Origin of the sequence: Acidithiobacillus sp. HP-2, from assembly GCF_015100155.1 — a bacterium.
GTDB lineage: Bacteria > Pseudomonadota > Gammaproteobacteria > Acidithiobacillales > Acidithiobacillaceae > Acidithiobacillus.
Genome location: NZ_JACKZA010000007.1, coordinates 121,243 through 135,405 on the forward strand (window position 1 = coordinate 121,243; position 14,163 = coordinate 135,405).

Genomic DNA, 14,163 nt, shown 5'->3' on the forward strand with positions numbered 1-14,163 from the left:
TTCCCGTTAAATAATAGGAGTGTTCATGTTTGCCCTTAAAGTTTTATTCGCCGATGAAAATGCCGCCAGGGAAGCCATTTCCAGTATTCGCGAGGCCGGGATGGAAAAGCATGCGGATCATCCTGATTACTATGCAGCGCTGCAAAAACTGCTACAGCAGCCTTTACGGTGCAGCCCCGCTGTTTTTGCCGAGAAGGATGTCATCTCCTGTGAATTTTATGGTTTTGACGAGAAAGAATCGGCGATGGTGGAAGCGGCTTTTCTGGATGTAGGGGCGCTGGAGGTGGTAGTCGAATAGTCGGGTATCGGCTGGCGGGTTCCCGATTCATTGGGCAATCAACCCGCCCGTACCACGGGAATGTCTGACCACGTGCTCAGATAATGGGGGGAGCGGTTTCCGGCACGCATGGCCCAAGCTCTTTCGGCCCGCAGCTCGGCCACCCCAAATCCTGGAGCCGCTTTACCATAACGCTTTTGTAGCAGCGTCAGCACATCAGCCAAGGCTTTTTTCTGTGCATCGTCGGGTGTAATTGCATCATCTTCCGGAATAAACAGGCTCCGGGTTTCCGGCATGTTCACATCCTGCAAGGCACTCAGCAAAATGCCGGATTTGATATAACGCACGCCTGGTCGATAGGCTTCTGCCAGAGCGGCTTTGACCGCCTGCCACAGATCCTGGTAATGATTGCTCGGATTCGCCAGCGGGCGAAAGGCCACTCCCGAATAATAACGTCCCCGATGGGGCGAGCTGCGAATTTGTATCTGGACGCCTTGGGCTTTTTGACCGTTCTGACGTAACTTGGCTGCGCAACGCTGGGTATGTACGGACAGGCTTTCTTCCAGATCCGTGAGGCTTTCTACGGCTTGGCCAAAAGAACGACTGCATTGAATATGCTGCCTTTTCTGGGGTATCTGTTCCAGCTGCAGACAGGAAATACCCTGCAACTCCTGCTGGGTACGGGCTAACACGACGCCATAACGTTGACGGATAGCGATGGGATCCGCCCGTAAAAATTCCGCAATCTGCTGAATATTCTGGCGGCGCAGGGACTCGCCGAGCTGTCTGCCGATACCCCAGACCGCATCAATAGGGGTATCCTGAAGCCACTGGACCTTCTGGTCGTCGGGAATGTTGTCCCAGTCACAAACGCCTTCTGCCACGCGCCCTTTTTTAGCCCAGTGATTGCAGAGTTTGGCCAGGGTTTTTGAAGGACCCATGCCGACACAAACAGGCAGGCCCAATTCCTTGCGAACGCGATGCCGGACTGCACTGCCCCAGCGCAGCGCTTCCTTTCCGCTGACTGGAATATGCAGAAATGACTCATCAATGCTGTAGATTTCCTGTGCAGCGCTGAGGCTGTCCAGTAAGCGCATCATTCGCGCCGATAATTCTCCATAAAGGGCATAGTTGGAAGACAGTACGACTACCCCCTGCTGTTTGGCCAGCTTCTGCCACTGAAAATAGGGGGTGCCCATGCCGATTTTCAGGGCCTTGGCTTCGGCGGACCGGGATACGGCACAACCGTCATTATTGCTGAGGATGACCACGGGGCGGCCCTCCAGCTGTGGCGCAAACAGGCGTTCGCAGGATACGTAGAAATTGTTGGCATCCACCAGTGCAAAGCGCAAGTTCACTGTCCCAGACTATGAATCACGTGCCGCACCACACCCCAGATAACCAGTTCCTGTTCGGGGTCCAGCAAAATGGGTGGGTACGCACTATTGCCGGGCAGCAAAGCGGGCTTCCCGGTGTGTTTTCCCAGCTTCTTGACGGTCAGTTCTCCATCTATGGCGGCAATGACAATATGACCTTCCCGGGCATCAATGGCACGATCCACAATCAGCAGATCACCATCGTGGATGCCATAGTCCAGCATGGAATCGCCGGAAACTTTGAGAAAAAAACTGGCATCGGGGTGAGGCAGCAAGTGTTCGTGCAAGTCCAGAGACCGTTCGACATGATCATCGGCAGGAGAAGGAAATCCGGCTGGAATGCGTGATGCGTACAGCGGTCTTTTTAAAGGCGCAGATTGGCTGGGCGGGTAAAAAATGATCGGTTCACCCTCCGCCTTGTCGGACCCGCTGGATCTTGAATACCCCATGATTTTCACTCCGCTATAGGAATACTGAATATGATAACAAAAAGCCCCCTGAAAAGGGGGCTGGATAATATATGCACTGGTGAGCCGTAACTACAGATCTATGCCTTCATGATCCATGGCCGCAAAATAATCGGTAACACGACCATCCGGAACGGTGACTTTCAGTGCCCAGATCATGCAGATAATGGCCAGAATGGCGACCAGCAACATGGACAGATAGAAAGGAATATCCCCGGATCCCCCCAACACCTTGGGTCCAAACCAGGAAAGTACCCAGAGCCCGATAAAATAGGGAAATATCCAGGTAATATGTTTGAAACCGAGGGGCTTGTCACCGGATTTACCCTGAATCAGGTGCACAATCCAGTAAATAAAGAGAATGGCAAACAGGACGCCAAAAATATAGGAAAGTGCCTGCAAACCACCCCAATACGCCACCAGTGAGGAGAGAATAAAGGCAATAGGGGCGATAATGTGCGCTCCCCAAAGGCGGAAGGGTCGCTTCAGGTCCGGTACGGAACGGCGTAACTGCAACAAGACGATGGGACCAATGCCGTAGGTAATGACTGAAATGGTGGTAATGAAACCCACCAGCTTTTGCCAGGAAGGAAAAGGCAGAAAATACAGACAGCCAATGACATAAGCGACAATGACACCCACCCAGGGCACGCCGCCTTCACTGATTTTGGTGAAGAAGCTCGGCCCTGCCTTGACTTCGCCATTGGCGACTACGGCGCGCGCCGCTGAAGTGGCATACACAAGGGCAGTGCCGCCGGGAGAAATGAGCGCATCTGCATAAATCAGCACCGCCAGCCAGGTAATCCCGAGCATGCCGGCAACTGCTGCGAAGGGACCAAATACTCCAGTAAAGCTGAGCTTGGTCCAGCCCTGGGTGAGTTGATCGGGTGGCATGCTGACCAGAAAAGCCCATTGCAGGGCTACGTAAAGACAGCCACCAATAACGATGGAGCCTATTACCGCCAAGGGAATGTGTTTGCCTGGATTTTTGCTTTCTCCACCTAATTCAATAGCCTGTCTGAAGCCTAAATAACTGAAGACAATGCCGGAAGAAGCCACAGCTACAAACATGCCATGCACATTTTCCTTCGTATGCATGATATGAAGATTTTCCGGATGATAGGAAAATGCTACCAGTACGATGATGGTCAGGACAGGAACCGCCAGCTTCCACCATCCCAGGCTGGTGAAAATCTGGGTGACCCGTTTGATGCCCAGGAAGTTCAGCAAGAACATCAGTCCCAGCAGAACGACGGCGGCAAGCAGACCAAATCCGCTGAGTAGACCCGTGTTACCCAGTAAAAGGCCGGGAATATAGTTGTTGGCATAAGTGAGTACCGCAATGACTTCCACAGGAGCAATGGCAATATAAAACATGAACAGCAGCCAGGCCCAGATTTTACCAAGCAGATTACCATGAACGACATTGGCGATATGCGCAGCAGCACCCGCACGCGGAAATAACGGGCCGACTTCGGCGTAGGTGAGTCCCAGAAACAGGATGGTCACCGCACCAATCAACCATGAAAAAATGCTGAGGGGACCCGCGATATGGGCCGCATTCAGTGGGCCGAACAACCAGCCGGATCCGATAATGCCCCCCAGGCTGGCAAAAATAAGGCCTGAGAATCCTACTTCTCTTTTTAGTTTTTTGACCATTTTATATATCTCTTATAGTGCTAGAAACAGACTATAATTGGGGCAGACTTATAGACGAACTTTTATCTGTTAGCCGATCCGGTTGTCTTGGTTGTCGTATCGTGGGTAGTGGTGCCCCGAGCGCGAATCGAACGCGCGACCTACCGCTTAGGAGGCGGTTGCTCTATCCACTGAGCTACCGGGGCATGGGTATAGTCTAGCAAAAGCAGGACACCAGCGGCGAGTCCCTTGTTTGTTCGCAGCAGCTAAGCAGATACCTTCAGGTTAAGGCAAAAAAGTAGGTGGCATAGCACAAACCATTTACCACAAAGTGGTATGGACGCAGGATGACCCCACGAATGACCAGCAAATAGGTATAAGTGCCGGCCAACAAAGTGAGTCCCGCCCCCAGCAGTACGGGGAAGGAGGGCGACCAGGGGGTGAGTAATACGCCAATGGCGGGCAGGAGGCTGCCCTGAAAAACCAGCGCGCCGGTGATGTTGCCAAAGGCGAGGGTATCTTTGCCGCGCCGAATCCAGAGGATGCTGTTGATTTTTTCCGGAAGCTCAGTGGCAATGGGAACCACCAGCAGCGACAGGATCAGCGCCGAGATGCCCAGCCAGTGGGATAACCCTTCAATACCATCCACAAATAAACTGGCACCAAACACGATCATGCCCAAGCCAATCGCCAGTTGCACCAGAATCACCGGCATTTGCACGGGTAAACCTGTTTTGCTGAGGTATAAGGCATGACCAGCTTCTGTGCCATGACCCTCGGCAACCAGGGCTGCCGAAGCGCGTAGGGTGACCAGCACATACAAAAAATACAGGGTGATCAGAATCAGGGCGATGCCTACCCGTACCAGGGTAATGTGATGAGGGACAAACAAGGCGACGCAGGAAAGGCCAAAAGCGGCCAGAAACCATCCCAGATCACGGCGTAATCCGCTGGGTTCTGGCTGCAGGGCACCCTGCCAGCCCCGTTGCGGAGACACAAAAACGGCCATCAGGAACAAGGTCAGGGTGGATAACATCATGGGCGCGCCCAGAATGGCACCGACTCCGACTTCTTCACCAAGATGGGCGGGTTTTCCCGATGCAGCAGCAAATACCGCGACGATGGGGACCATGGCCTCCGGCAGTGCCGTGCCTACAGCGGCAAATATCGAACCGGTGACCCCTTCGGATATGCCGAGGCGGTCACCCAGATGTTCCAGGGCATTGGTAAACGCCTCGGCCCCGGCGAGAATGATGATCAGGGCAGCAACCAGCAGGAGTATATTCATGGATGGATTATGCCACAGTGGTCTGTATCCACAACGACCAAAAACAGTCGCAAGATGAGTTTCAGCGAAGATTATGTTTATACTGCAAGCATCATCTGGAATGACCGAGGCAGGAGCAGAGTATGCAAAAGTTGTGCAGTTTCTTCGACCGGGATATTTACCACGTAGAAGGTGGGGGCGCACAGCCAGCAGTATATTTTATTGCAGATAAAGATGCCGGGGGCATTCTCGTCAACGCGCCGGTATATACCGAGGCATTGAAGGCTGAACTGGAAGCGTTGGCTCCGCTGCAGATATTGTTTTTGCCCAGCCATTTTGGGGCGCAGGATGTGTTGCTTTGGAAGCAGGCCGGTTGCAAGCTGGTGGCGCAGCCCGCCGAGGCCCAATTTTTGAACACGCCCATTGATATTGCCCTGGATAGCAAGTTGCGCCTGACGCGCACCATTGATTTTCTGCCAATGTCTGGCCGCACCCCCGGCAGTTGTGCTTTACGCCTGAAAAACAAGCCAGGCGCTATCTTTTTTGGTCCTATCCTCGAATGTGCCAGTCCGGACCAATGGCCTACCCTGATGGCCCATGCCGATGATCATTCCTGGGAAACCCGCATTTTCGGCAGCCTCGGCCTCCAGGATGTGCATTTTGAATATGCCTTCACAGATACCTTTGTAGCAGACAGGACGCCCGTTGGTCCCGGGGCAGATCTGGCGATTCAAACAGAACTGCAGGCGGTACTCGACGCCGACTGATTTTGCCGAACCGCATTTATCGACAAGAAAACACTGCAAGTTCGCGATAATTGGCGTATAGTTCGGACCCTGAATTCTCTTCCGGGTGTGTCCATGTCTCAACAATCTGATCTCCGTTTTAGTGATTTTGCTCTTGCCGAACCTTTGCAGAAGGCGGTGGCGGAGATCGGCTATGAACAGCCTTCCCCGATTCAGGAGCAAAGTATTCCGCCGCTGCTGGAAGGCCGTGATGTCATTGGCCTCGCCCAGACGGGTACGGGTAAGACAGCGGCTTTTGCCTTGCCACTGCTCAGCCGCGTGGATGTTGGCCTGCGTATTCCGCAATTACTCGTTCTGGCGCCTACGCGTGAACTGGCCATTCAGGTTGCCGAGGCCATGCAAAGCTACGCCAAATTTCTGCCGGGTTTTCATGTGTTGCCTATTTACGGCGGACAATCCATGGGCTTGCAACTGAAGCAGCTGCAGCGGGGTGTGCATGTGATAGTAGGGACTCCGGGGCGCATTCAGGATCATCTGCGCCGCAAAACCCTGCGCCTTGACCAATTGCAGGCGGTAGTTCTGGATGAGGCCGACGAAATGCTGCGCATGGGCTTTATTGATGCAGTGGAAGACATCCTGCAGCACACGCCCGATGGTCGGCAGGTGGCCCTGTTCTCGGCGACCATGCCCGATGCCATTCGCCGGATTGCAAAAACCTATCTCAAGGACCCTCTTGAAATCAAGATCAAGTCGGCGACGACCACCGTGGCCACTATTCGCCAGCGTTACTGGCAAGTGAGCGGTACCCACAAGCTGGATGCGCTGACCCGGATTCTGGAAGTCGAAGACAGCAATGCCTGGATTGTATTTGTGCGCACAAAAACGGCGACTGTAGAACTCGCCGAGCGTCTGGAAGCACGCGGTTATGCCTGCGGTGCCCTGAATGGTGATCTGAGTCAGGCCCTGCGTGAACAAACCATCGAACGCTTGAAATCCGGTGCTCTGGATATTGTGATTGCTACGGATGTCGCGGCGCGGGGCCTGGATGTGGAACGCATCACCCACGTCATTAATTACGATATTCCCAATGATACAGAGGCTTATGTGCATCGGATTGGGCGTACCGGACGGGCGGGCCGAGCCGGTGATGCCATCCTCTTTGTGGCTCCGCGCGAGCGGCATTTGTTGCGTGCCATTGAAAAGGCCACCGGCCAGACGATTACGGCTATGCATCTGCCGAGCATCGAAGATGTGGCCGACCGCCGCATGACCCAGTTCAAGGACCAATTGTCGGAAGTCATCAACGCTCAGGATTTGTCGGTTTTTGAATCGCTCATTGCCGATTATCAGCAGGAGCATGACGTAGGCCTCAGTGAAATTGCGGCAGCCCTGGCCTACATGGTGCAAAAAGAACGGCCACTGGTGCCTGTTGAAGAACCCACCCGGCCCATGCGTACTGAGTCCTCAGGATCGGGGCGGTCAGGTTCTTCACGGCGGGGCGGCGATGACGAAAGGCCAGTGCGCAGTGATCGCGGTGCCAACCGCACACCCCGCAAACCCCTTGCTGATGATCAGCCGATGCGGCGCTTCCGTCTGGATGTCGGCGAAGATCACGGCGCCCAGATCAAAAATATTGTCGGCGCTATTGCCAATGAGGCAGGGATTCCCAGTCGCAATATCCGCAAGGTGGAAATCCACGGCGAGTACAGTACGGTAGAGTTACCGGCGGATCTTCCTGCGGCCGCCTTGCAGCATTTGCAGAAAGTCTGGGTGGCGGGACGGCCGTTACAAATTGCCCCACAAGAAGCTGGAAGCGAAAAATCGGGAGCACCCCGTCGGTCTTCAGCACCACGTGCGCGTACCGGAGGAGACGCGAAACCATCCAGAAAGATTTTGTCGGCAACTACCAGGCCATCGAAAGGTGAGGGTAAACCGCGTGGTAGCACGGCTGGCAAGCGCAAAAAGCCAACGAGAGAGAGTTAGAAAACATAAAAACCGGATGCGCGAAACATCCGGTTTTAACGCTGAGCCCTAATTAAGCCCGGCGGACCTTTTCGGCCTGCAGACCTTTGGGTCCACGCGTGACTTCAAAGTTGACCCTTTCACCTTCAGCCAGGGTTTTGAAACCCGTACCTTCAATGGCGGAATGGTGCACAAACACGTCTTCCTTACCATCTTCAGGTGTAATGAAACCAAATCCCTTACTGTCATTGAACCACTTCACTGTACCAACCGCCATTTCACACCCCAAAATAATCAAAAATAGCCCAACCGGCTACTTTCAAGAATAGCATATACCTGCCCCTGCGCAAGTTGCTATGCTGATCAGCCTGTTAGCGTATATTCAGCTTTTGGAAATGCCGTGTTTTTCCATCAGGCGATATAAAGACACCCGCGAAATGCCCAGCTGGCGGGCAGCCATACTGACGCTGCCGCGACTTTGTGCCAGTGCTCCACGAATACTGCTGGCTTCGGCACCGTCACGGGCTTCATTCAGGGTAACCTGCATGCGTGAATTGGTGCGCCGCTCCAGACCTAAATCAACCGGTGAAATCAGGAATTTTTCACACATGACCATGGCTCGACGGACACGATTGATGAGTTCCCGGATATTGCCCGGCCAGTCATAATGATTCATGGCATGGAGTGCTTCTTCGCTGAATCCTTTGACTCGATGCGCTTTTTCATCCGAAAAGCGCGTGAATATATATTGTGCCAACAAGGGAATGTCACCCACACGATCACGCAAAGGTGGCATTTTTATCTGCAAAACATTCAAGCGGTAGTAAAGATCCTGACGGAAACGACCTTCCTTGATGGCTGCTTCCAGGTTGATATGGGTGGCAGCGAGCACACGGACATTGACTTCTATATCCTGACGGCCACCAACTCGGTGAATGGTTTTTTCCTGTAAAAATCGCAGCAGATTAGTTTGCAGGTCCATCGGCAAGTCGCCAATTTCGTCCAGAAAAAGGGTTCCGTCAGTGGCAGACTCAATGCGTCCGATTTTGCGTTCATGGGCACCGGTAAAAGAACCTTTTTCATGCCCGAATAATTCTGATTGAATCAGGTTGGCAGGAAGAGCGCCACAATTGACGGCTATAAAGGGCCCTTCTTTACGCGTGGACCTTTCATGAATGGCTTGAGCTGTCAGTTCTTTGCCCGTCCCGCTTTCGCCCGTGATGAGAACGGGCGCTTCTACACCAGCGACTTTGCGAATTTCCTGATAGATTTTCTGCATCTGGTCACTGGCGCCAACCATCTGGCTTTCGGGATGATGATGAAGATCCCACTGTCCGCCCTGAAAGGTATCGGCAGTCATTTCTGCCATGCCAAATGCGTGTCCCAAGGTAATGGACAGACGCAGGGCATCTAAAGGCAAGGTGTGATAATCATAAAATGCGCTACCAATCAACTGGCGGAAAGCCGGTTGGTCAGCGGCGTTGGGGGGGATCAGGGCAATCCATTTTAACTGGGTTGACTGGGCTAGCATCAGTTCGACGCGATGCGCATGATCCACGAACTCTTTCTGGCTGAAGCCGACTACACCAACCAGCGCACCGCTTTTGCTGGCGTATTGGGGAGCCTCTGCTAAAGAGGTTGCAAAAATGATATCCCAGCCTTCTTCTTTCAAGATTCCTGTAGAGGCAGCAATGATGTCTTTTTCACCAACATACAACACACTGCGTTCTATTGACGGATCGGAGAGTTTGAGCTTGGCATTTTTGGGCATGTGTACTCCTTCGAATTTGTTACGAGTGTCGCATAAATTTCACGCATACCCAATATATAGTAGTTTTTACCAATCACGCCGGAATCAAAGCATGAATTGCGGGTCGACATCGACAAACCAGCGCACCCTACGGGCTTCTGGCAGCTGCTGACAGCAGGGTAACCAGATTTTAAGGGACTTCTGCATGATCTGGCGTGTGGGCGCCTCTATCCATAATTCAGCACGCTCAAAACCGGCCCGTCTTTCCAGAAGCGCAGGCTGCGGTCCGCTGATTTCCAGCAAATCGGGAGCGCAGGCTTTTGCCGCTTCCAGGAAGGCCTGAATGGCTGCCCGTTGATGGGCTTCAGCACACATAAGCGTCAGGGCTGTGCCGGGAGGAAGGCTTGCTTGCAGACGTTCTTCCAGAAGTAACCGGGCGGCTTGCTGATAGTCTCCTTCACTGAGTTTCTGGATCAGGGGATGATGGGGCAGATGGGTTTGCAGAAGGACTCGTCCGGGTCGATCTTCGCGACCTGCCCGTCCCGCCACTTGCAGAACCATCTGCAGCAAGCGCTCGGGAGCCCGAAAATCGGCACTGAACAGGCCCTGATCAGTGTTGACGATGCCGACCAGGGTGACGGCTGGAAAATGATGGCCCTTGGCGAGCATTTGCGTGCCAACCAGGATAGCGGGTTGATTCTGATGGATTTGCTCCAGTACGGCGGAAAAAGCCTCCCGTCCTGGTAATGCATCCCGATCAATCCGCCAGACCGGCGTTGCGGGAAAGCGTTGGCGCAGGACTTCTTCCAGTTGCTCGGTTCCCTGTCCGGCAGTGATCAGCGCAGTACTGTGGCATTCCGGACAGTCTTCAGGCCAGCGTGACTCGTATCCGCAGTGATGACAGCGCAGGCGTTGCTGGTGGCGGTGCCAGGTGAGGGCGGCACTACAGCGTGGGCAGTGCAGGACATGGCCACAATCATGGCAGAGTACGGCGGGTGCATAACCCCGCCGGTTCAGAAACAGCAAGACCTGATTTCCCGCCGCGAGCGTTTCTGAGCAGGCGTTCAGAAGATCACTGGAGAGCCCCCCCTGAAGATATTGGCGGCGAAGCGCAACAATCGTGATGCCCGGCAGGGGCGCGTTGGTAGCGCGCTGCCGTAATTGCAGACTTTGATAACGTCCCTGCTGGACATTGTAGAGACTTTCCAGAGAGGGCGTGGCCGAACCGAGAATGACCGGAATATTCTCCAGTTTGGCCCGCTGAATGGCCATGTCCCTGGCGGAATAGTGCCAGCCCCGGTGTTGCTTGAAAGAGGGATCATGTTCTTCATCAATGACAATACAGGCCAGCTGCGGCATGGGCACAAAAAGAGTGGAGCGGGTGCCGATGAGCAGTTGAATATGCCCCATGGCCGCCAATGCCCAGATGCGCAAACGTTCGGTGTCGGTCTGGGCGGAATGCAGTGCGGCGACCGCTGCCTTGCCGAAGCGGGCCTGGCAGCGTGCCAGCAGCTGTGGGGTAAGACCGATTTCCGGGACGAGAATAAGCACCTGCCGACCGGCTTCCAGATGGGGACGGATTGTTTCGAAGTAGACTTCGGTTTTGCCGCTTCCGGTAACGCCATCCAGCAGCCAGCATGTAAAGCCTTGGGTAATCCGTAATTGAGTGATGGCAATGCGCTGTTCTTCATTCAGAGGGTAGGGGACCGGTTGTGCAGTTACTCCGGGAGCGGGAAGGTTGAGGGCTTTCACCCAGCCGTTGTGAAGCGCCTGGCGAAGGACCGGACGTAAACGTGATGGTACTTCTGTTTCGACGGTAGGGTTAGAGGTGCTGAGCAGGGTTATCAGGGCTTCCTGCAGTTTGCCGGGACGGGCAGGCATCTGTTCAGGCTGGGTGAGTTGATAAGCCTGTGCTGCGGGCCTTGGCAAAGGCCGACCCTGACGGAGTAGCGCCGGGAGGGCGGCAGCCCAGACATCGCCCAGAGGATGCTGGTAATAATGCGCACCAAAATTCAGAAGCTGCTGCAGGGATTCTGGAAGCAGGGGCCGCGTATCGAGTACAGCCTCAATGGGTTTCAAGGTGATTTCCGGCGGACAGTGGTCATATCCCACCAGAATACCAATACGGCTTTTTTGACCAAAAGGGACACGCAGGCGTACGCCGGGAGGCAGGCGTTCCGGGTTTTCCGGCAGGGCATAGGAAAATATCCGGGGCAGATGCCCCAAAACAGCCACTTGCAGGCAGACCGTCGCAGCGGGCATTAAAGTTGCCCACAAGTTCTGTGGATAAGTCTGTGCATGGACCTCAGGAAAACTCGCATATGCCTAGTGCTTCAAGACCTTAGCCGGCTTGCCCAAAAAAGTGGCAAGGATAAACAATAAATGAAAACAATTAGATGATGACTTTCAACAACAACTTAACGGTGCTGCTCTGGCTTTTGTCGGTTTATGAGTAAACTGTGTATAAGTTTTTCAAAAACGCACAGAATTCTCCGTTTTAGCCCCAGGCTCCCGGTATGGGCAAGCCGCTTGATGGCGCTAAACCGGCCACTATTCCCCAAAACAAAACCAGCCCAATCCAGTTGTTGTGCAGAAAAGCACCAAAAGCCAGATCTCTGTCTCCCCCCAGCAAGCTCTGTTCATAAATGCCGAGAAGCAGCACCAGGAGCAAGGCAATCCAAAAGGGCCAGTGCATTTGCGTGCTGACGCCAATGCCGACAAATATGCATAGCATGGTCAGTTGCAGACCGGCGATGATATGACGATCCCAGCGGCCAAACAAAATGGCCGTAGATTTGATACCGGCCTTCAGATCATCCGGACGATCCGCCATGGCATAGGCCGTATCATAGGCGACCACCCAGCAGGCATTGGCGAGCATCAGCCACCAGGCCATGGCCGGAACCGTTCCTCGTGTTGCTGCAAAAGCCATTGGAATACCAAAGGAAAAGGCAATGCCCAGGTAAGCCTGGGGAAGATGGGTGAAGCGTTTGAACAGTGGGTAGGTAATGGTAATGAATACTGCAGCACCGGCCAAAGCCAGACTGAGCAGATTCAAAAAGGGCAATAAAGCAGCAGCCAACAGGCAGAGCAATACAAAAAGACGTAAAGCTGCGGCGGGACTGATGAGTCCCGCCGCCAGTGGCCGGTGCCGGGTGCGTGCTACCTGTTTATCAAAATCCCGATCAAAATAATCATTGATGACACAGCCTGCCGAGCGCATCAGCCAGGTACCCAGGGTAAAAATCACAAACAGGCGCAGGGAAGGCGTCCCTTTGGCCGCCAGCCAGAGTCCCCAATAAGTTGGCCAGAGCAATAACAGCGTACCGATGGGACGGTCCATGCGCATCAACGCCAGATAGGCGGAAAAACGCTGACGAAACGGGATGAAATCATTCATCAGCGTCGACCTCGACCCGCCCAAGGGGGTAAGTCCGGCAGGAAATGTTCTTCAACCAATACTTCGGTATGACCCCGGCGTAAAATGGAGCGTCGCCGCCAGACGCGTTGGCCGAAGCGCGGCAAGGCCTCCATGGTGATGGGGGAACGGCGCAGGCGGCGATGCCGAAACAGGGTGTTGCCGATGGGACGGGAACCGTGGCGCGCCAGGGGCAGCAGACCATGGCGCAGTCCACAAAGCGGTATGGTGGTCATAGCCCATATGGCGGGCCGATCTGGATCTCCAGCGTGGAGAAGGACTTCCCGCCAGAAAATTCGCTCGCCCCGCTTTAAATGCAAGAGCCGCTGTTCACTATAAGTCGGTTTCCGGCGTCCACTCCCCATAAGAAGCGCCGTGACCCGATGGGTATGACCATAGGCGCGCTGCAGTGCTGCAGTCAGCGATGCCGGGAGCGCCAACCAGGGCCATAAATGCCTGGGCGCATGATTCAGTGCTGCGGTTTTGTAAGCCATGATTCGGGGCAAATCAGACCGATCCTTTGCCGTGAAAAATAAACTGATCAATGCGGGCGGGCGGTAAATTGCGCAGCACCATGGCGGGGCGTCCGCGCCGGAATTCAGTGGGCAAGCCCTGGCAGGAACTGCGGAAATGATAGGTGAACTGAATAAATACCGTGCCCTGCTGGCTGACTGCCGGCAGTTGCTGAAAAATACGGGCGACGATTTCCTGGGGAATGGTGCGGAGCGGCAGGCTGGAAACAATAGCCCGGACCTTGCCACGATGGGCAATCATTTCCTGGAGTCGGGCAGCATCGCCTTCGATGACTTCCAGTTGCGGAAACTGGTGGCGCAGATGGCGGACCATCGTTGGCGCCTGTTCCACCAACACCAGATCACTGGCATCTATACCCCGGGCGAGCAGGGCCTTGGTGACCGGCCCCATGCCGGGTCCGAGTTCAATCACCAGTCCCGGCCCGTCCGGGACCATGGCGGCCATGCGTCTGGCGAGAAAAGGAGAGCTGGGCAGTACCGCGCCAATGGCTTGGGGGTCGCGTAAAAACTCGCGGGTAAAGTGCCAAGCCTGGGATACCGGCCCGGAAGATCTGGACATGGATTCTCTCCACCGGATAAAGGGCAATGCACGGATTTGCGCAGAACCCATATGAACGGTCGATACTCTAGCATGGGCAGCGTGCGGAGCGAAACTGAGCGAAACGGGGCCCTTGTCAATCCGGGTTGCTGGCCCTATCATCATGACGAGGCCGCTTTTTTCCGGAAATG

The 14,163-nt window shown here is 54.4% G+C and carries 13 protein-coding genes and 1 tRNA gene; 3 read left to right on the top strand and 11 right to left on the bottom strand.

The annotated features are described in order from the left end of the window. Positions 1 to 25 precede the first annotated feature (25 nt). On the top strand, positions 26 to 298 hold the full coding sequence (locus H7F11_RS07215; RefSeq protein ID WP_010641848.1) for a hypothetical protein: 273 nt from the start codon (positions 26 to 28) through the stop codon (positions 296 to 298). A 38-nt stretch (positions 299 to 336) separates the two neighbouring features. Here H7F11_RS07215 and H7F11_RS07220 read toward each other — a convergent pair whose 3' ends face one another. The 5 genes from H7F11_RS07220 to H7F11_RS07240 form a co-directional block, all read right to left on the bottom strand. Beyond that, on the bottom strand, positions 337 to 1,629 hold the full coding sequence (locus tag H7F11_RS07220; protein ID WP_193650939.1) for a Y-family DNA polymerase: 1,293 nt from the start codon (positions 1,627 to 1,629) through the stop codon (positions 337 to 339). A 2-nt stretch (positions 1,630 to 1,631) separates the two neighbouring features. Continuing rightward, positions 1,632 to 2,102 (bottom strand): LexA family protein, encoded by a 471-nt coding sequence (locus tag H7F11_RS07225; protein WP_193650940.1) that lies wholly within the window; start codon positions 2,100 to 2,102, stop codon positions 1,632 to 1,634. A gap of 90 nt (positions 2,103 to 2,192) precedes the next feature. After that, positions 2,193 to 3,779 (bottom strand): APC family permease, encoded by a 1,587-nt coding sequence (locus H7F11_RS07230; protein WP_193650941.1) that lies wholly within the window; start codon positions 3,777 to 3,779, stop codon positions 2,193 to 2,195. 109 nt (positions 3,780 to 3,888) lie between these two features. Continuing rightward, positions 3,889 to 3,964, bottom strand: a tRNA-Arg gene (locus H7F11_RS07235). Between the two features lie 74 nt (positions 3,965 to 4,038). Then, entirely contained in the window at positions 4,039 to 5,046 is a 1,008-nt protein-coding gene (locus H7F11_RS07240) for a sodium:calcium antiporter (RefSeq protein WP_193650942.1), read from the bottom strand. A 122-nt stretch (positions 5,047 to 5,168) separates the two neighbouring features. Here H7F11_RS07240 and H7F11_RS07245 point away from each other — a divergent pair, with 122 nt between their 5' ends. After that, positions 5,169 to 5,792: a hypothetical protein gene (locus tag H7F11_RS07245; RefSeq protein ID WP_193650943.1), complete on the top strand. Its 624-nt coding sequence runs from the start codon at positions 5,169 to 5,171 to the stop codon at positions 5,790 to 5,792. Between the two features lie 93 nt (positions 5,793 to 5,885). Next, positions 5,886 to 7,754 (top strand): DEAD/DEAH box helicase, encoded by a 1,869-nt coding sequence (locus H7F11_RS07250; protein WP_193650944.1) that lies wholly within the window; start codon positions 5,886 to 5,888, stop codon positions 7,752 to 7,754. A 52-nt stretch (positions 7,755 to 7,806) separates the two neighbouring features. On the opposite strand, the gene H7F11_RS07255 is transcribed toward H7F11_RS07250, so the two are convergent. The 6 genes from H7F11_RS07255 to H7F11_RS07280 all read right to left on the bottom strand — a co-directional run bounded on the left by H7F11_RS07255 (position 7,807) and on the right by H7F11_RS07280 (position 13,993). After that, positions 7,807 to 8,010, bottom strand: coding sequence for a cold-shock protein (locus tag H7F11_RS07255; protein ID WP_009564993.1), 204 nt, complete (start codon positions 8,008 to 8,010; stop codon positions 7,807 to 7,809). Between the two features lie 105 nt (positions 8,011 to 8,115). Continuing rightward, positions 8,116 to 9,504: a sigma-54 dependent transcriptional regulator gene (locus H7F11_RS07260; RefSeq protein ID WP_193650945.1), complete on the bottom strand. Its 1,389-nt coding sequence runs from the start codon at positions 9,502 to 9,504 to the stop codon at positions 8,116 to 8,118. An 84-nt stretch (positions 9,505 to 9,588) separates the two neighbouring features. After that, positions 9,589 to 11,745, bottom strand: a complete 2,157-nt coding sequence (locus tag H7F11_RS07265) for a primosomal protein N' (RefSeq protein ID WP_193650946.1) — start codon at positions 11,743 to 11,745, stop codon at positions 9,589 to 9,591. A gap of 235 nt (positions 11,746 to 11,980) precedes the next feature. Continuing rightward, positions 11,981 to 12,883, bottom strand: coding sequence for a 4-hydroxybenzoate octaprenyltransferase (ubiA, locus tag H7F11_RS07270; protein WP_193650947.1), 903 nt, complete (start codon positions 12,881 to 12,883; stop codon positions 11,981 to 11,983). Then, a complete protein-coding gene (locus H7F11_RS07275) occupies positions 12,883 to 13,407 on the bottom strand; it encodes a chorismate--pyruvate lyase family protein (RefSeq protein ID WP_227485332.1) in 525 nt (174 codons plus the stop codon). The genes ubiA and H7F11_RS07275 overlap by 1 nt, the downstream gene beginning before the upstream one ends. 1 nt (position 13,408) lies before the next feature. Next, positions 13,409 to 13,993 (bottom strand): class I SAM-dependent methyltransferase, encoded by a 585-nt coding sequence (locus H7F11_RS07280; RefSeq protein ID WP_193650948.1) that lies wholly within the window; start codon positions 13,991 to 13,993, stop codon positions 13,409 to 13,411. Positions 13,994 to 14,163: the final 170 nt, after the last annotated feature.

Coding starts and splice junctions, on each gene's coding strand:
- H7F11_RS07215 (WP_010641848.1), top strand. CDS start 26: ATGTTTGCCCTTAAAGTTTTATTCGCCGATGAAAATGCCGCCAGGGAA.
- H7F11_RS07225 (WP_193650940.1), bottom strand. CDS start 2,102: ATGGGGTATTCAAGATCCAGCGGGTCCGACAAGGCGGAGGGTGAACCG.
- H7F11_RS07230 (WP_193650941.1), bottom strand. CDS start 3,779: ATGGTCAAAAAACTAAAAAGAGAAGTAGGATTCTCAGGCCTTATTTTT.
- H7F11_RS07240 (WP_193650942.1), bottom strand. CDS start 5,046: ATGAATATACTCCTGCTGGTTGCTGCCCTGATCATCATTCTCGCCGGG.
- H7F11_RS07245 (WP_193650943.1), top strand. CDS start 5,169: ATGCAAAAGTTGTGCAGTTTCTTCGACCGGGATATTTACCACGTAGAA.
- H7F11_RS07250 (WP_193650944.1), top strand. CDS start 5,886: ATGTCTCAACAATCTGATCTCCGTTTTAGTGATTTTGCTCTTGCCGAA.
- H7F11_RS07255 (WP_009564993.1), bottom strand. CDS start 8,010: ATGGCGGTTGGTACAGTGAAGTGGTTCAATGACAGTAAGGGATTTGGT.
- H7F11_RS07260 (WP_193650945.1), bottom strand. CDS start 9,504: ATGCCCAAAAATGCCAAGCTCAAACTCTCCGATCCGTCAATAGAACGC.
- H7F11_RS07265 (WP_193650946.1), bottom strand. CDS start 11,745: ATGCCCGCTGCGACGGTCTGCCTGCAAGTGGCTGTTTTGGGGCATCTG.
- ubiA (WP_193650947.1), bottom strand. CDS start 12,883: ATGAATGATTTCATCCCGTTTCGTCAGCGTTTTTCCGCCTATCTGGCG.
- H7F11_RS07280 (WP_193650948.1), bottom strand. CDS start 13,993: ATGTCCAGATCTTCCGGGCCGGTATCCCAGGCTTGGCACTTTACCCGC.